The organism is Rhodococcus sp. SGAir0479 (assembly GCF_005484805.1).
Classification (GTDB): Bacteria; Actinomycetota; Actinomycetes; order Mycobacteriales; family Mycobacteriaceae; genus Prescottella.
The window spans coordinates 3419613-3437093 of the sequence record NZ_CP039432.1 but is presented as its reverse complement, the minus strand read 5'-3'; the positions used below and the strand labels follow the sequence as shown (position 1 = coordinate 3437093).

Genomic DNA, 17481 nt, shown 5'->3' with positions numbered 1-17481 from the left:
CAATTCGGGGGTGGGAGGTGCGGGAAGCGGGCGCTCGAGGCATGCCGAGGGCCGGGGTCGCGGGACGGATCCGGTGGCTGTCGATCAGCGCATCGTGAGACGACAACACGCAGCGCCGGCAACCCGCACCAAATCCAGGTGCAGGCGGCGGGTCAGAAAGCTGCGGGTCACGGGCCGCAGTTTAGACATAGACAGAACTGTCTGTCCACTCACTGCGTGGCCGCGCTCGTTCGCTCGCTAATCTGTCCCGGTGCCGCACTACCGCCCACTCTCGAACTCGCCCCGCAGCGCCGCCGGCTCCCCTGCGGAGCGGCTGCTCGCCACCGCGACCGAACTGTTCGCCGCCAACGGAATCCGGGCGGTGGGGATCGACCGGATCCTCGCGGAATCCGGCGTCGCGAAGGCCAGCCTGTACTCGTCGTTCGGGTCCAAGGATGCGCTGGTGCGGGCCTACCTCGAGGGCCTGGACCTGCGTGACCGGGCGCGCTGGCAGGACGCTGTGACGGCCGTCGCCGATCCGCTCGAGCGGGTGTATGCCTTCTTCGACCTCGCAGCCGCGTCGGCGCCGGTCCGCAATTTCCGGGGCTGCCAGTACCTCAATGCGGCGACGGAGTTTCCCGCCGGCGGGGAGTCGATGCTGGCGCCGGTCCGCGAGCACCGAGAGTGGGTGCGCGACCGGATCGCGGAGAATGTGGCGGCCGCAGGCTGCGCTCGTCCGGACCATCTGGCCGCGCACATTCAATTGGTCTACGACGGTGCCCTCGCGGGATCGAAATTCACGCACTCGGAAGAACCGATCCACCGGGGACGAGAAATGGCCGCCGGTCTAATCGCGGGCGCACTCCGGTCCTAGGAATTCGCTCTTCCGCGCGACAAGACCAGTAAGTTGGTTTATCGTCACTTTCGCCGCCCCGCAACAAGTCTGGGCGGAACTCGGACTTGCCGCGCGTCTCGGCGGAAGTCCATGGGGAGTCGGGGAGAGAACATGGGCTCGTTCGCAGCAAGGCTGGCACTGACCAGGAAGACCGAATTGATTGCCGCCCGCGCCGCAACGTTACTCGGCGGCGGGGGGCGCTTCTGACTCTGCTCGGCGCGGCGGCCGCTCTCGGTTGAGCCGGGCCGCCACCTTCCACACACTCGTGCCGGGCGCCTCGTGCCGGCCGTGGTGACGCAATGTACGCACAGCCAGCGCAACGGCTGCGACTGACAGAAGGTCCGACACTGTGAGCCCGTGGTTTGCCGTGACGCTCCATAGGATCTGCCCTTCCAGCGGGCCGTTGGCGAACAGCCACGTCACCGCCAGCGCCGTCAGGCACACGGCAGCCGGCGGGCTGGGCCGCGCGAGGCACCACGCACCCACGACGAGAAGCAGATTCATCGTCAGGACGGGATAGAAGAGGTCGACCACTGTGCCCTTATACACCACGTCGGCCGGGTGTACGAGGTAGAGGCGTACACCCGGCCGACGTGGGTTCTTCTTCGGCGCGCGAGCGCCTGAGCGGTATTTAGACGCCGCCGCCGAACACGGCGCTGCCGAAGTCGATCAGGTTGCGGAACGACTCGAGGATGCCAGCGCCGAGAGCGTCGAAGCTCATGACGGGGATGCGGATGATGTCGAGGAGCGAGCCCATGGATTTACCTCCGAAGTAGGGGAGCGCCGTGCGTTCGCTACGTCAGGGGCGAACGCCGGGGCGGCGCAGGTGAGTTGCTGGTTAGTTGGCGCTGCTGCCGAAGAGTCCGCCGACGAAGTTGAGCAGCGTGCCGATCGTGTCCGCCGCAAGATCGATCGACGTCACGTACTCGGTGATGTAATCGAACGAGCCCATGGGGCCTCCTTTGTGATCCGTGACGACGCGATTGCGTCGCCGTTGAGCGGACGACGCCTTCTACGCCCCCGCGCCTCACGAAGTTGAACTCGTGATTGGGCGGACGTTACCAGAACAACCGGTCGTGTTGAATGTGTTGCGGGTGAAGGAGGTCCGAAGTCCCGCGGCGCGCGGGGGCACCTTCGCCCGAACGCAGGTACCTGCACTGCCGCTACGGGAATGGTCTTGGTGGCTCGAAGCGCACTTGCGGCGTCACGCCGTCTCGAGGCGAACAGCGGTTTGACCGGGCGAGACTCGGCTGGCTGCGGGCGGACGCGTCCGGAGAGGCTTGTCCACTTGTGATTCGACGATCGGGCGTCGAAGACCGGGGGCGGGGGCGGCGGCTCGGCGTGGCGGTTGCGCGCAGAGGGATGTGGAGCCGATGACGGGAATCGAACCCGCGTATTCAGCTTGGGAAGCTGATGTTCTACCATTGAACTACATCGGCATGCAGGGCTTTTGCTTCGACTTTCAAATTTGGGGTCGGAGCGGCCTTGCAAGCGGCAACTCTAGCAGAAGCCCTCCGGGCTGATTGACGGCGCACCGATCTGTGCCGAAGATCCATGATCTACGAGGGTTGCGCCCGTCGTATCGGGCGCCCCGGTAGCCTCTTCGTGTGCTGCTCTCAGACCGTGACATCCGTGCCGAGGTTTCCTCCGGACGCCTGGGCATCGACCCGTTCGAGCCGGAGATGGTCCAACCCTCGAGTGTGGATGTGCGGCTCGATGGCCTTTTCCGCGTCTTCGACAACACCAAGTACACGCATATCGACCCTGCCCTGCAGCAGGACGAACTGACGTCACTGGTCGAGCCAGCGCCGGGCGAGCCGTTCGTGTTGCATCCAGGAGAATTCGTCCTCGGGTCCACGCTCGAGATCTGCAGTTTGCCGGAGGATTTGGCGGGCCGCCTGGAAGGTAAGTCGAGTCTTGGTCGGTTGGGCCTGCTGACGCACTCGACGGCCGGGTTCATCGACCCCGGCTTCAGCGGCCACATCACGCTCGAGCTGTCCAATGTCGCGAACCTGCCGATCACGCTGTGGCCTGGCATGAAGATCGGCCAACTGTGCTTGTTGAAGCTCAGCAGCGCAGCCCAGAACCCCTACGGGAGTACGGCGGTCGGGTCCAAGTATCAGGGGCAGCGCGGACCGACTCCCTCCCGTGCGTATCTCAACTTCCCCAAGCATCCGGGCGGCATTGCCGGCTGACCGTTCGTTCGCGCTGGTCGGCCGCTCATCCATCGATCCCACTGCTGACAGTTGATTGTTCGAGCGCTGCCGGCGCCGACGAGCCCGCCATCCTGCCGTGCTCAGCCGCGATGGTGTGTTTTTTGTCACAGCAATGGAGCCGTTGCGTGTTCAGAATAGCGGCGGTGGCCAACGCGACGAGCAGGCTAGGTCCTCGCCGTATGGTCAGATAGACAGGGACTTTAGGCTCGATTCGGACAGCTGGAAAAGCTCGAAGTTTCCGAGTGACCCATCGAAAAGACGGTTAGACGCCATCGCGGTTGATTGTCTTCGCAGGTCGCTTCGGTTACTGGCCAGTAACCGCGGGGCAGGTGGCTGACAGGCGCGGTTTTGCTCGCCGCCCACCCTCCAAGAACCTCGTGAAACCTGGACGTTCGTCCAATGTTGGGGCAGGCATGCTCAGCAACCCACTCGCCCGTGGTCACCCACTTTTCTGTACGAGTCGAGAGTGTCGCCTACCCGTGCTAAAACGATTGCTGCAGCGGACAGAACGGGCCTTTTGTTCTGGAGGTGCACCCTGGCAAGCGGCGGACAAAAGAGCAGACCCTGAGGTCCCGTTCGGGTCAAGTGTCCAGTATCGTTGGCCGGTCGACCGAACGCTCAATGCGACGGTCGGAACGGGGTGGACGTATCGGGGGTGCCTTCGGGGGGCAACTCCATAGTGATCGACCCGTCGGGGGTCATAGCAAGTCTGTGCACGGTCGGTGGAGGTGGAGGAGTGACGGCAACGCATTCCCTGGAAACAGGAGCGGGGGACGGATTCGAGGCTGAGGCGCAGCTTCGAATGATGGGCCTCGCTGAATCGCAACATAGTTCACGCAGCGTGTGGCAGCGCCGCTACATGGCTGGCTTGTGGCTCTCTGACGCGGCGGTCGTGGGCCTCGCTGTTGGGGTAGCCCAGATCGCCCGGTTCGGAACTGAGACCCGGGAGGTCACGACAGCAGCCTTCTCTGGCCTCAGCTACACCGCTGCTTCGGTCGCAATGGCCTTGTTGTGGCTGTCGATGCTGACGATTCACAGGACGCGCTCGGCCCGCGTAATCGGCGGTGGGGCGGAGGAGTACCGCCGCATAGCGGTCGCTACGTTGCAGTTGTTCGGCCTGGTTGCGATCGTCAGCATGCTGTTCCACCTCGAGATCGCACGTGGCTACCTGGCGATCGCGTTCCCGGTCGGATTGTTCGGCTTGTCGCTGTCGCGGTGGATCGCGCGAAAGGTTGTGAGTCGCCAGCGAGCTGTCGGAAAGTGCAGCACATCGGTTCTCGTCGTGGGCAGCAGGCAGTCGGTACTCACGATGACAAGGAATTTCAGTCGGGATGCCGGGTCCGGGTACCGCGTTGTGGGAGTGTGTCTCCCTGGCCACGGGTTTAGAGACGACGACAACATGGTGGTCGACGGTCGAGCGATCCCGGTTCTCGGCGACGAGTACTCGGTAGTCCATGCGCTAAGGCAGTGCGGAGCCGACACGGTCGTTGTAACTGCCACCGAACACCTGGGACACGAAGGTATTCGGAGTCTGGTGTGGGAACTCGAACCGCATGACGTCGACCTGGTGGTCGCACCCGGGGTAGTTGATGTGGCCGGGCCCCGTCTCGAGATGCGACCGGTGGCGGGCTTCCCCCTGATTCACGTCGAGAAGCCGCGTTACCACGGTGCCAAGCGTTTCGGAAAATCTGCGTTCGATCTTTGCTTCTCGCTGATCGCGTTGGCAGCCGTCTCGCCGGTGATGGTCGCGATCGCGATCGCAGTGAAGGCAACGAGCAAGGGCCCTGTGCTCTACAAGTCTGAGCGGATCGGTCTCGATGGCAAGCCCTTCCAGATGCTGAAGTTCCGCACCATGGTGGACGGCGCCGACAAACAAGTCGAAGCACTGTTCGGGAACAATGAGGGCGCCGGCGTGCTCTTCAAGATGAAACACGACCCGCGGGTCACGCCCGTAGGGCGCATTCTCCGAAAGTTCAGCTTGGACGAGCTACCCCAGTTCCTGAACGTTTTGCGTCGTGAAATGAGCGTCGTGGGCCCTCGGCCCCCGCTCCGCCGCGAGGTCGAGGCGTATGACGGTGAGGTACGTCGTCGGCTTCTCGTCAAGCCGGGGCTTACGGGCCTATGGCAGGTGAGCGGCCGCAGCGATTTGTCGTGGGACGAGACCGTCCGTCTGGACCTTTCGTACGTAGAGAACTGGTCAATGACCCAAGATCTCTTGATAGTCGGAAAGACAATCCGTGCTGTTACGGCGGGCAGCGGCGCATACTAACTCCTTTGTTTACCTGCTCCACGAAAATTGAGGAGTTGACTAACCAGTTGAAGAAGTCATCGCCCGATCGCACGGTCGACGTACTCCACATATCGGAAGCTTATGGAGGGGGAGTTCAGTCTGCCATCGATACCTACATTCGCCACTCTGAGGGTCTACGGCACCAGCTTCTCGTAAGGGGAAGGGCTGAACACGATAGTGGCGACGAACCCGACGTTGAAACGGTTCATGTCGATGGGAGTATGCTCAACTTTTACGTTCAGGCTGCTAAGCGCATCCGGAGAGAGAATCCGAAGGTCGTACACTTTCATTCCAGCTATGCTGGCTTGCTAAGGGCCCTGCCGAAGATTCGGTCCACGGTCGTCTACTCCCCTCATTGCTTTGCTTTTTACCGCAGTGAGTTTCCGAATCTCCTAAGGTCGATATTTGTCGGGGCAGAGTACTTATTAGCGCAACGCCGGCAAACCATCGCCGCTGTTAGCCCGCACGAGATTGCGGTTGCACACCGTTTTTCACGGCGCCGCGGATCCACGTCGGTCAGGTACTTACCGAACATCAGTTCCGTGATCCCGCGCGTGGGTGGGAAGCCTGTCGATGAAAGCTGTCGTAACCAGATTCCGACACTTGTCTGCGTCGGCAGGATATCCCGTCAAAAGGACCCGCAGTTTCTGGCCCAGGCACTTCAGAATGTCGGTTCGCCGGTTCGTTGTATCTGGGTCGGAGATGGAGAAGCGCAGTTGCGGCAGGTCCTAGAAGACGCTGGGGTTTACGTCACCGGATGGGTTACGAGCCGAGAGGCGCATGACCATATTTCGAGCGCTGACCTGTTCGTACATTCTGCCGAATGGGAGGGCGCGCCGATGACATTGGTAGATGCCGCAGCACTCGGCGTGCCGATCCTGGTGCGAGGGATTCCGCACCTTGACGGGCTCGGGTTCGCCAAGGGAGGGACTACCCCGCGCGAGCTAGGTTCGTCTATTCAGCGCTTCTTCTCAGAACCGGACTATCGAACGCAGGTCTCAGGCCAGGCGATTGAATCACTAAGCGTGCATTCATCCGGGGCGCAGCGCAGGGCGTTGGCGGCGCTTTACCAAGAAACTAAGGAAATCAGGTCAGAGTGAGAGTCTTGATGCCGGGAAGAATCCTGGAGCGGCACGTTGGGGGCAATACTACCTACGCGCGGAATATCGCGGCCGGACTCGTAGAACGCGGGCACACGGTAGATACTATCCCGTACGGGATGAACCCGCTAATAACAGCAGCACACGAGACCTGCGCTGCAATTCGTGAAGGTTCGTCCGACCAGCTGATTCACTACGTTGCCGACACCGGTCCGCTTGTTGCGACCCGAGGCCCATCGGTCGTGACAATTCACGGCGTGGCTAGTAGGTGGGCAAGTGGGATTCGAAATTCTCGGCAAGAATGGGTGTGGAGAAAAAGGGTGGAGCGCGCCGCTCGGTCCACGGACCTCGTAATCACGGTTTCAAAATCCAGCGCTAACGATATTGCCAGTGTATTTGAGATCGATCCTCATCGTATCCGTACCATTCCCCACGGTATCGACTTTGAGAAGTTCTCTGCTGCAATTTCCTTGTCGGCCGAGGTCCAAGCCCGGGTCCCAGAAAGATTCATTCTGTACGTCGGAAATATCGAGCCCCGCAAGAATGTGTCAGAGTTGGTCCGAGCCATGAGCGAGAAGACGGTTAAGGCCCTTGGGATACCGCTTGTAATCGCCGGTAAGCCCGCATGGAACTATGCAGAATCTATGCAGCTAATAGAGCAGGCCGATAACGTGATATATCTGGGGTTCGTTTCGGACCAGGACCGAACTGCGCTTATGCAGAGTGCGAGCCTCTTCGTATTTCCTAGTCGCTACGAGGGTTTCGGGTTTCCCGTACTAGAAGCGCTCGCAACCGGTACCCGCGTCCTGACGTCCACGCGGGGCGCATTGGCCGAGGTAGCCGGACCGTCGACCATTTTGGAGTCATTGACGCCAGAATCGATCGCGGCAGGGATTGTGAGGGTCCTTACGGGCGGAGGGCAGACACCGGCCGAGATCCAGATCCGCAAGGACTGGGCACGCAGTTTCGATTGGAGCACGAGCGTCGAAGCTCACATCGAAGCGTATCGAGAGGTTTTGGCGCAGTGAAGGTTCTGATATTGCATGGATACAGCTCTCTCAACGCCGGAGATGGGCTGCTTGTTGAGCACACCATCGACATGCTCAGAGAAGCGTTCGATGATACTGCGGAGATCTCGCTAGTAGCGTCCCGTCCGGAGACATTCGCGGACCTTCCGCTGCGGATCTACAACTCCGCGCCCGGGATCAGAGGCTACTCAAAGAGCTATCTGCGGCTGTTGCGTAGGATGGCGGAATTTGACCTGATTGTCGGGGTCGGCGGCGGCTACCTACGTGCCGGCCGACCTGTAGAACTCGCGAAGACCCTGATTGTTCACGGCCCCCAGTTGATTGCCGCGAGCCTATCCGATGCTCCGACGGTTTACCTTCCGCAGAGCATTGGGCCAGCAAGATACGGCAGCCGCAGAGCTGCGGCCGCGCTGCTGGGACGCATTAATACGGTATACGGCCGAGACGACCGTACCATCTCCGAGTTCCAGGGTGTCGGGATATCAAGAGCCCCGGATCTGGCGCTGCTCGCCCCCGAACATCCTCAATTCGCGCGAGGTCTTCCAGATCCGGTACCCGTCCTTTCGGTGCGTGCCCTAAACGGAGCTGTACCCCCTTTGGTAGCGGAGCTCGCGGAATACCTGGGCGAATTCGATGGGTATATCCAGAGTGCTGTCGGGGGGAACGACGACACCGAGGCTATGACGAGGCTGGGCCCGGGGAAGATTATCCCGCGTGACGAGCTATTGAACCCTACTCAGCCGCGGGTTGTTGTTGCCGTACGGCTGCATGCTGCGTTGATGGCTATGCAAGCTGGGCACTATGTCATTCACTTGGCCTATGAGCGTAAAGGGTTTGGGGCGTTTCAGGACCTCGACCTGAGCGACTTCGTTCACAACGTGAACAAGTTTGAGCCCGAGCGGGTCATGCAGCAGATATCTGCGCTCTCGTCGGATAACCACGCCAGAGCCGATTACGAGCGGCGGGTGCTTGCAGCCCGCTCTGATGCGAAGGTCGAGCGCCAGCGAATTGTTGAAAGTCTGCGGTCCGCTGCACGAGCGGGTTAGGAAAGCTGGGCCATACTTCACCCGGCCACTAAACCTCCCAACAGCGACGGCCAGAAGATTCGAGGCGATGTGTAAATGGGTAGCCATAGTCTTCCCGCGACGAGTGCCCCCAATGGGGGTCTAGCAGTCCGCCTGCTAAAGGGCGGCCTACCTGGCATCGCTGCGAGCGCGGTGAATTCATTCGTCCCGCTACTCGGAAGTCTGTTTGTTTCCACCAGCGAGTACGCAGTGTGGGCGTTGGGCGCGACGCTGGCGACGATTTTCGTTGTGTTCGATTTCGGCTCGCCAAGTCTCGCGACTAAACTAGCGAGCACGGAAGAGCTCACCCGGGCTGTGTCTGTCCGATTGTTTTTGGTCTCGATGTCGCCTCCTCTCGTGCTCGGACTTGTCTCGGTCCTCGTTTGGCCCCTCTACAGCCAACACGCCGGGCTTGCGCAGATTCCGATGACGCAAGTGGTGCTCATGTTTGCGATGGTCGCCGTCGGATGCGCCCTCCGGGGAATTGGGCTTGTTTACGCTGGTAGCGCACTTGGCGCTGGCAGATTTACGCGACGCGGGATCATTCTCGTTGGAGGTGCCGGCGTCCAAGTTTTAGCGACGGTACTCTCGCTTTTGAGCGGCCTTGGTATCAACTCGCTGGGCGTAGGAATTTTGTGCTCCGGAATTTGCCAGGCGGCGTTAGGGCTCCTGGCTGAGTACCGCTGTCTCAGTCGGGTAAGTACCGGAAAGTTCAGCGCCGGTGAAATTAATCGGCTCATGATCTTGTTCCTTCGCGCTAAGGGCGCCGTAACGCTTCTAGGGCTCGGGATTACTCAACTCGATCGATGGGCAGTTGGGTTGATCGGTAGTCCTACACTGCTGGCGCAATACGACATAGCAACGCGGATCCTGGTTATGCCGAAGGTTGCACTCGTAGCGCTCGCGGTGGGGCTCATCGCCGAAGGTAGCCGTTCTTCAACTCGCTCTGCAGCGTTGTCGATACTGGATCGCTCCGAAAAATTGCTTTCGATCGCGGCGTTTGCGATGCTTGTGCCCGCTATCGCCTTTGCGATGTTTATGCAGTCGCATATCGAAACGGCCATGAGTATTGTCGTCCTGACAGGGCTTGTCGCGCTTGCTCATCTGGCCAACTCTTTCACCATCCCGTCGGTATTCCTCCTAACAGGGCTCGGTCGACCCGACTTGGAGTTGCGATACCTCGTGCCGCTGAGCGTATCTACGATTGCGGTCTACTTCATCGCGATCGCGTCGCACAATGGCACCTTCTTCGTGTATGGGTGGTGTGGCGCAATGACGGTGTTCTCTCTGTACTTTGTTTTGAAGCGTAAAAAATTCATCAGAGAGGTGGTTTGATGTTTTCCCGCGTTATTGGGGCTCTGAGCCCGAGGCGTGCGCGCGAAGCCGAATTTAACAGGCTCGTCGACTCCGGTCGGGCGCATTTGGGGCGACACACCTATGCGGTGCCGAAGCTCGTGACGTTCGATTACGATGACACCTCCCTCTCGATTGGAAATTTTACTTCAATTGGTGGAAACGTGACCGTTATACTTGGCGGGAACCATCGCCTCGATCGTGCTACCACTTTTCCTCTTCGTCAGAAATTGGGGTTGGATGGTGCTGGCTCGGACGGCTACCCGTGGTCCAAGGGCACAATCGAGATCGGGTCGGACGTATGGATCGGCTACGGTGCGACCATCCTTTCTGGTGTCACCATCGGGGATGGATCCGTGGTGGCCGCCGGCAGCGTCGTTTCTCGCAGCGTGGCGCCGTATACAGTCGTCGCGGGCAGTCCTGCGAAACCTGTACGGATGAGAATGGAAGTAGACTTGATTGATCGCTTTCTCGCGGTCGCATGGTGGGATTGGCCTGACTCGGAGATTATGGAGCTGGCGGGACCGCTGTCGGATCTCCCGCCTGCAGAAGCTATTGATATTCTCGAAGAGCACGCACGTCTGCGGTCGGCTCGATGAAGAGTGCTCGCTCCGGGACGCGGTCCTTGTTTGACGCCGTCGTGATAGTGTGCGCCGTTTCTGCGTTGGTTATACCCGTCGATTTTGTAAACCTGACCCCATTTTGGCGTCAAGTCAGCACCGTAACGTTGGTTATCGGGGCGATCGCTTCACTTTTTACTGTCGTTAAACGCCGGTCGCGCGCCGCCAATGCATCGCTCCTTGTGGTGGCGCTGTTGATATTTTTCAACCAGTTCGTCGCATACAACCCGATCGGATTTGTTACGATACTCGGTCCTTTCGTCATTGGCTTGGCGGCTAGCTTTTCCATCAGAAGGCCGCTGGAGGCGATGGTTGGCGCCGGCGCCGTAAACGCATTGCTGCTTGTATATGAGTGGGTCAACCGTCGACATGTTGTAAGTTACTTCTTCGGGCTTCCCTTTCAAGAGTTCTTAGGCGGCGGTGAATTCCGAGCACGCGGTCTCGCGGGGCAGCCGGTCCCCGCTGCGATGATTGCCGTGGTGCTATGTTTCGGCGCTCTCGCGTACCAGGGAGCCGGTCGGCGAGTGGTAATGCTCAAATGGATAGCAGTAGTTTCCGCCCTGGCTGCGCTCGCCGCAACGGGAACGCGGTCAGCGCTACTTCTCGCTGTTGCGGGAATTGTTCTACTCGTATTCTTGAGGTTTACGCGAAAGCACGCAAGAGTTTCGACCACAGTGGCGATCGCTGCGCCCATTGGAGGTATGGCACTTCTGCTTTGCTTACCGTACCTGCTTCGTATCGTTTCTGGTTGGCGCGTCGCAGACTTCCGAACGCTCGCAGGCTCGGCCTCGGTAGACAACCGAGAATACGCGTCGGAGGTATTCAGAGTGTGGGCTGATGCGTGCAATGGGTCGTGCGTTGTATTTGGTTCAGGAGCGCGAAACCTTCTTCAGACCCTGAGTTCAGGACTCGGGCTGTCGGGATTTTCGACGGTAGACAATATTTTTCTTAGCTTCTTGTGGGACTTCGGTCTCTTGGGGGTACTCGCGCTTCTATCCGTGACGATTTTCGCAATTGGACGTTTAAGGCATCCTTCGAGCGGGGCGGCTGTTTCGGGGGCGCTAATTGTGATTCTGTCGTTGGTGTCTGGTTTGTCGTATGACTCACTGTATATTCGCTCAGCGTTGGTAGTCTTCGGGTTTGGAGTGGGTCTGATGGCGGCCGCGAAGAGAATCGACTCCGAACCGCGCGTGTTGTCTAGTGTTTCGAAATCAGTTGCGCCCGGGCCGCGAGTTCTCAACGAATTGTCGCCCACGGCGCGTGCGGTCAACGATCGGAAGAGTGGAGTGTAATGCGAATTCCTGGCAAGTCCATCGATGTCGTTGTGGTTTGCTTCAATTCGGATGTGACGTTGCTGCGTGCGTGCTTGGACAGTGTGCGCAAGAGTTACGCGGATTCCGGCATCCGTGGTCGAATTGTCTTAGTGGATAATGGCAGTGATGAACGCGTTGGTGATTCGGAGGTTGCTGAGGGGTGCTTGATAAGGAGAGTTGAACAGAACCTCGGGTTCGGATCGGCTGCAAACTTGGGTGTCGAAATGTCGGAGGCAGACGCGGTTCTGATTTTGAATCCGGATGCCGCGATCGAACCGGATGGTTTCTCTCATATGTTGCGACTTATCGGCGGGCATCCGAACGCAATCTTCAGTGGCTGGCTTGAGAAGGGTGCAGACGTCCAGGTTGATGCGTTTATGGATTGGAGGTTTTCCACTTCGCGCATGATCAGGCGCCGGAGGGTCGCAGAAAGGTTGCGCCAGTACGCCAACGAGGATCTTGTACCCGTCGATAAGGTGTGCGGGGGTGCACTGTTCGCCGATAGGTCGGTTCTGCTCGGCTTGGGCCCATTTGACCCCCGCTTTTTCCTATATGGAGAGGATGCTGATCTGTCGCTGAGAGCGAAGAAGGCGGGCCTCGAACTGTTGGCGGCGCCCCCCGTGGTCGTGTCCCATGTAGGAGCGGCCTCGCAAGCGCGGTACGGCGAACTTGTTGAACGCGCGCGCGCAGACGCTGCTATCAGGCTGGGGGCATACTACTGCGGGCGCGTAACCAGTCTCTTTCAGCGTTTTGAGCTAGCCATGGTGACGCTTCTAGGACTACTGGTCGGTGGGCGTTCGTCTAGTTCGGCGACGGCCCGGCTGGCTCGGTTACGGGAGATTCGTAGGTGGGGTTTCGCCGCGGACCGGCCGCGCTTTGAGCCCTGAACCCCAGGGACTGAATTTGGGACCATCCGCGCGGTAAACGTGGGCGTGGAGAGGCGATTCACAGAGAAATGGAACGAAATTGCGAATTTTGGTGACCGGTGGTGCGGGTTTTATCGGGTCGAACTTTGTGCGTGCAGCGGTGCGAGAGCGACCAGACTCCCGTGTTACTGTGCTCGACGCCTTAACCTACGCGGGGTCGCGGGATTCGCTGCGGGGCATTGATGACAAGATCGAGTTTGTTGAGGGTGATATCGCCGACAGCGCCCTCGTTGATTCGTTAGTTTCCGGCTGTGACGCGGTGGTCCACTTCGCCGCCGAGTCGCACAACGACAACTCGCTCATAGACCCCTGGCCATTTGTGCGGACGAACATTATTGGTACGTACACTTTGCTGCAGGCGATTCGTGAGCATGGTGTTCGCTATCATCACGTCTCTACGGACGAGGTATATGGAGACTTGGAACTTGATGATCCCACCAAGTTTACCGAGCACACTGCTTACAACCCGTCGAGCCCGTACTCCTCTACGAAGGCCGCGTCCGACATGCTTGTCCGCGCGTGGGTCCGTTCCTACGGAATCCGCGCCACGCTTTCCAACTGCTCGAACAACTACGGGCCGTACCAGCATGTTGAAAAGTTCATTCCCCGTCAGATCACCAATGTCCTGACGGGTGTTCGACCCAAGCTCTACGGTGCTGGGCTGAACGTGCGGGACTGGATCCACGTGGATGACCACAACGCTGCCGTGTGGAAGATTCTCGAGGAGGGGCAGACTGGGCGGACCTACCTCATCGGCGCCGACGGTGAACTCGACAATCTGACCGTGGTCCGCACCATCCTCGAGCTGATGGGTCATGATCCCGACGATTTCGACCACGTCAAGGATCGTGCAGGACACGATCTCCGGTACGCCATCGATGCGTCCACGCTCCGCGATGAGCTCGGCTGGTCACCGCGCTACAACGACTTTCGAGAGGGCCTCCAGGCGACGATCGACTGGTATCGAGACAATCGCGCCTGGTGGGAGAAAAACAAGGATGCTGTCGAAATGCGCTATGAAACACAGGGGGCGTGACTGTGGAGTTTCGTGAGCTCAAGGTCGCCGGTGCTTGGGAAATCACCCCGAAGCAGTTCGGCGACGAGCGCGGGGTCTTCCTGGAGTGGTTCAAAGAACCGACTTTCACCGACGCCGTGGGGCATCCGCTGGACCTACGGCAGGCGAACTGCTCGGTCTCGGCCGCCGGTGTGCTGCGTGGCATTCATTTCGCTGATGTTCCACCCGGACAAGCAAAGTACGTGACATGTCCGTCCGGTGCAGTTCTCGACGTCGTGGTCGATGTCCGAGTCGGATCTCCTACGTTCGGTGAATGGGACAGCGTGTTACTGGACGACGTGGACCGAAGGGCCATCTACCTGTCCGAGGGTCTCGGCCACGCGTTCCTTTCCTTGGAGGACCACTCGACTGTCATGTATCTCTGCTCCACCGGGTACGCGCCTGAGCGTGAGCACGGGATCAACCCACTGGACCCCGCCATCGGGATCGAGTGGCCGAATGTGTCACGCAGCGGAGGGCCGCTCGAGTTCGTGCTTTCGGAGAAGGATCGCGACGCCCCCACTCTCGCCGAGGCCGGCGCAAGCCGCCTGCTGCCTACCTACGACGATGTCAAGGAGTATCTCGATGGACTCGGCAACCGCGCCTGACCGGAATCGGCCCGTAATGAAAGCGAACCAGTCGTGAAAGGCATCATCCTCGCCGGCGGATCAGGCACTCGGCTGCACCCCATCACGCTGGGGACCAGTAAGCAGCTGACTCCGGTCTACGACAAGCCGATGATCTACTACCCGCTGAGCACCCTGATGCTGGCGGGTGTCCGGGACATCCTCCTGATCACTACGCCGCACGACGCCGACCAATTCCAGCGTCTGCTCGGTGACGGGTCCCAGTTCGGGATCAACCTGACGTACACGGTTCAGGCGGAGCCGAATGGCCTCGCGCAGGCGTTTGTGCTCGGGGCTGACCACGTGGGCTCGGACTCTGCCGCACTGGTGCTCGGAGACAACATCTTCTACGGCCCTGGACTCGGCCACCAACTCGGCCGGTTCGATCATCTCGATGGCGGCTCCGTCTTCGCCTACTGGGTGGCGGACCCCTCGGCGTACGGAGTGGTGGAGTTCGACGACCGTGGCCGCGCCCTTTCGCTCGAGGAGAAGCCCGCCACGCCGAAGTCGAATTACGCCGTCCCCGGGTTGTATTTCTACGACAACGACGTCATCGAGATCGCCCGCACGCTGCGGCCATCCGATCGAGGGGAGTACGAGATCACCGATGTGAATCGTGCCTACCTCGATCAAGGGAGACTCAACGTCGAGGTACTGCCTCGTGGTACCGCCTGGCTCGATACGGGCACGTTCGATTCGCTTCTCGACGCGTCAAACTATGTACGTACCATCGAGGAGCGGCAGGGACTCAAGATTGGGGCGCCCGAGGAAGTTGCGTGGCGGAAGGGATTCATCACCGACGATGCGCTGCAGACTCGCGCAGAGCAGCTCATGAAGTCCGGGTATGGCCGATACCTTTTTGGACTTCTCGACCGCGGACGCGATGTGCCGTAGGAGGCTCCCCGTAGTCAGTTGAATTCGACATCGCCTCAGATGTGACCCGGTGGGTTCCGGCGATATAGGTACCCACCGGGCTCTCAGTGTTCAGGAGCTAATCTGTTCGTCAGTCAGCTGGCCCGCACGCTGGCACCTCGACGCGGACGTTCGCGGAATCGACTAGCGCCTGCACCGGCATTCGCGGCTCACCTGCGACGGTGGGTTCAGTCAGCTCGTACTTCACCTCGATGGTTTGTTCCCGTCGTATCTGGGTCTGGATGTCGAACACCGGGTGCCCGCGCTCCGCGCCGGTGAAGGCGAAGGCCGGCTTGCCGTCGACGGTCACCTTGTCCAGCTTGGCGCCCTGGGTGGCCACCAGCGACAGGTTCGTGAGGTTCGTTCCCATGGGTGCGCCCATCGGGTTGTCGAACATGCCCGCAACGTATTTCGTATAGTCGCCCGCCGGCAGTGCGTTGGTCAGGCGGACGGTCACCGTGGACCTACGGGTGTCGCCCGCACAGCTTTCGGCGGTGTAGTCGATCTCGCGCTGCAGGTAGTAGTCCAGCTTGTTGCCGCCCAGATTGTTCACCACTACGCCGGCGTAGGGAGCGGGATCGTCCGGCACGGTGTGGCCCAGCACCGTCCCCTCGATCACCTGCTGCTCCGCGGGATTGGCGCTCCACACCGCAATGCGCCGCTCGCTGGCCGCCCGGCCCAGCGCCTCCAGCAATGCCTTCGGGTTGGAGATCTTGCCGGTCATTCGTTCGATCACCTTGCCGGCGATGGCCTGCAGGTACGCCTTTCGGGCCTTGTCGTCGTTCGCGAACCGCGCGTAGGCGGTGGACTCGGTCAGTTCCACCACGTTGTCGGCGGTGATCTTTTCGCCGTCGGGCATCGTCACCGGCCCCACTACCGCCAGGATGTAGCTGAGCGCAACCGGGTCGGTGGCGATGACGCCGTCCACCTGCTCACCCGATTCCTGTGCCCACAGCGAGCGCCAGATCTGCGCCGCGTACGGGAAGTGCGAGCTGACGTTGCTGTTGCGGAAATCAGTGGTCGGGCGGCTGATTCCGTACGTCTTCTCGAAATCCGGACCCAGGTCGATTGGCTTCTTGTCCTTGACCGGCAGCTCCCGGTTGCTGGCCAGGTCGTCCACGCGGACGGTGCCGTCCACGGCGCGAAACTCACCGAAGCCGCCCAGCAGGCCGCCGGTGCCGCGGGCCTCCGCGTTGGTCTGGAATCCGACGAAGTAGCTGCGCGGGCCGTCGGCGCCCATCATCGGCGGCACGATCTGCGACGCGGTGGACACGTTGCCTAGCAACCGGGACAGGTCCGCGGTCTGCTCCTGTAGCTGAGTGCGGGCGTCGTCGATGACACCGAGGAAGGTGCTGTCGACGCCGCCGGCGCGGTCCGCGAGCGCGGCTGCCGCACCGGCGGACTCGGCCAGCGCAGGGGAGGCCTGCCGCAGCGGTTCCAGGTCGATCCGGCCACCGTCGCGGATGAGGCGATCCGGCGAGACCACCGAGCCCGCCTGCACGGCCGGGCCCAGCACGTCGTCGGTGAGTCCGCGCACCACATCGGTGATCTGGCGGGTGGTGTCGAAAGGCCCGCCCAGCCCCGGCACCGCGGCGGCCACTCGCCAACTGATCGACTCCGTCGAGTTCTGCGCCCGCTCCGCATACTTCGCCGCATCACTCGCCGACAGCGTCGCCTGATCCGAGTTACCGGCCAGTAGCGAATCTTTCGTGGTCATCGCGAAGTCCCGCGCCCGCTCGAGATTCGCCTTCACCTGCATCGCCTCGTAGGCCATGTAGCCGCCCCACGCGGCGACCGCCACCACAGCGCACGACACGCCGATCACGATGCGGCGACGCTTCTTTCGGGTGACGGCAGGCTGGACGGTGCGCCGGCGCCGGGTGCGAACACGCGTGGTTCCGGCGTCCTCGGTGGTAGCGGAGCCGTCGGAATCGAGATGGGCCACGAGGCGAATCCCCCTTTTGTCGTGGTGGGTTCTACACCGTAACCGGAATCTCATTTGGGCGAACGCCCAAGTGGTGAGTTCTGCCCGTGCGCAGTAAGTTGTGAGAGCCCGGATCCGGACCAATAGGATCGTAGAGGCTCCGCGTCGCGCACGGGAGCAA

At 60.8% G+C, this 17481-nt stretch carries 16 protein-coding genes, 1 tRNA gene and 1 pseudogene; 13 read left to right on the top strand and 5 right to left on the bottom strand.

What is annotated here, in order from left to right:
- Nucleotides 1–84: 84 nt before the first annotated feature.
- Nucleotides 85–189 carry a putative leader peptide gene (locus E7742_RS23780; protein ID WP_368076924.1) on the bottom strand — a complete coding sequence of 35 codons (105 nt, stop codon included), beginning with the start codon at nt 187–189 and terminating at the stop codon, nt 85–87.
- A gap of 61 nt (nt 190–250) precedes the next feature.
- Between E7742_RS23780 and E7742_RS15955 the strand changes: the two genes are divergently transcribed.
- Complete coding sequence (locus tag E7742_RS15955) at nt 251–853, top strand: TetR/AcrR family transcriptional regulator (RefSeq protein ID WP_137799827.1); 603 nt, start codon at nt 251–253, stop codon at nt 851–853.
- A 652-nt stretch (nt 854–1505) separates the two neighbouring features.
- Here E7742_RS15955 and E7742_RS23650 read toward each other — a convergent pair.
- On the bottom strand, nt 1506–1631 hold the full coding sequence (locus E7742_RS23650) for a hypothetical protein (protein WP_302660013.1): 126 nt from the start codon (nt 1629–1631) through the stop codon (nt 1506–1508).
- A gap of 608 nt (nt 1632–2239) precedes the next feature.
- A tRNA-Gly gene (locus E7742_RS15945) sits at nt 2240–2313 on the bottom strand.
- Between the two features lie 168 nt (nt 2314–2481).
- Here E7742_RS15945 and dcd point away from each other — a divergent pair.
- The 8 genes and pseudogenes from dcd to E7742_RS23645 all read left to right on the top strand — a co-directional run bounded on the left by dcd (nt 2482) and on the right by E7742_RS23645 (nt 10524).
- The gene (gene dcd, locus E7742_RS15940) at nt 2482–3069 is read left to right on the top strand and encodes a dCTP deaminase (RefSeq protein ID WP_137799826.1); all 588 of its coding nucleotides are present in this window, start codon (nt 2482–2484) and stop codon (nt 3067–3069) included.
- Between the two features lie 823 nt (nt 3070–3892).
- A complete protein-coding gene (locus E7742_RS15935; protein ID WP_137801252.1) occupies nt 3893–5359 on the top strand; it encodes a sugar transferase in 1467 nt (488 codons plus the stop codon).
- A pseudogene (locus tag E7742_RS23775) lies at nt 5242–5859 on the top strand (glycosyltransferase); the annotation flags it as partial. The gene E7742_RS15935 and the pseudogene E7742_RS23775, both read left to right, overlap by 118 nt.
- A gap of 63 nt (nt 5860–5922) precedes the next feature.
- A complete protein-coding gene (locus E7742_RS23265; RefSeq protein ID WP_175420506.1) occupies nt 5923–6480 on the top strand; it encodes a glycosyltransferase in 558 nt (185 codons plus the stop codon).
- 131 nt (nt 6481–6611) lie between these two features.
- Nucleotides 6612–7508, top strand: a complete 897-nt coding sequence (locus E7742_RS15925; protein WP_368076969.1) for a glycosyltransferase family 4 protein — start codon at nt 6612–6614, stop codon at nt 7506–7508.
- Nucleotides 7505–8554 carry a polysaccharide pyruvyl transferase family protein gene (locus E7742_RS15920; protein WP_137799824.1) on the top strand — a complete coding sequence of 350 codons (1050 nt, stop codon included), beginning with the start codon at nt 7505–7507 and terminating at the stop codon, nt 8552–8554. Before E7742_RS15925 ends, E7742_RS15920 begins: the two co-directional genes overlap by 4 nt.
- A 171-nt stretch (nt 8555–8725) precedes the next feature.
- Entirely contained in the window at nt 8726–9907 is a 1182-nt protein-coding gene (locus tag E7742_RS15915) for a hypothetical protein (protein WP_137799823.1), read from the top strand.
- Between the two features lie 107 nt (nt 9908–10014).
- The gene (locus E7742_RS23645) at nt 10015–10524 is read left to right on the top strand and encodes a CatB-related O-acetyltransferase (protein WP_302660012.1); all 510 of its coding nucleotides are present in this window, start codon (nt 10015–10017) and stop codon (nt 10522–10524) included.
- Nucleotides 10525–10633: 109 nt separating this feature from the next.
- Here E7742_RS23645 and E7742_RS15905 read toward each other — a convergent pair whose 3' ends face one another.
- Nucleotides 10634–10906, bottom strand: coding sequence for a hypothetical protein (locus E7742_RS15905; RefSeq protein WP_137799821.1), 273 nt, complete (start codon nt 10904–10906; stop codon nt 10634–10636).
- A gap of 930 nt (nt 10907–11836) precedes the next feature.
- On the opposite strand from E7742_RS15905, the gene E7742_RS15900 reads away from it, so the two are divergent.
- From E7742_RS15900 to rfbA, 4 genes are all read left to right on the top strand, one after another.
- Entirely contained in the window at nt 11837–12745 is a 909-nt protein-coding gene (locus tag E7742_RS15900) for a glycosyltransferase (protein ID WP_137799820.1), read from the top strand.
- A gap of 79 nt (nt 12746–12824) precedes the next feature.
- Nucleotides 12825–13820 carry a dTDP-glucose 4,6-dehydratase gene (gene rfbB, locus E7742_RS15895; RefSeq protein WP_137799819.1) on the top strand — a complete coding sequence of 332 codons (996 nt, stop codon included), beginning with the start codon at nt 12825–12827 and terminating at the stop codon, nt 13818–13820.
- Between the two features lie 2 nt (nt 13821–13822).
- On the top strand, nt 13823–14446 hold the full coding sequence (locus E7742_RS15890; protein WP_137801250.1) for a dTDP-4-dehydrorhamnose 3,5-epimerase family protein: 624 nt from the start codon (nt 13823–13825) through the stop codon (nt 14444–14446).
- Nucleotides 14447–14479: 33 nt separating this feature from the next.
- Complete coding sequence (gene rfbA / locus E7742_RS15885; protein ID WP_137799818.1) at nt 14480–15358, top strand: glucose-1-phosphate thymidylyltransferase RfbA; 879 nt, start codon at nt 14480–14482, stop codon at nt 15356–15358.
- Between the two features lie 109 nt (nt 15359–15467).
- Here the strand turns inward: rfbA and E7742_RS15880 are convergent, their stop codons facing one another.
- A complete protein-coding gene (locus E7742_RS15880) occupies nt 15468–17375 on the bottom strand; it encodes a DUF4012 domain-containing protein (RefSeq protein ID WP_137799817.1) in 1908 nt (635 codons plus the stop codon).
- Nucleotides 17376–17481 lie beyond the last annotated feature (106 nt).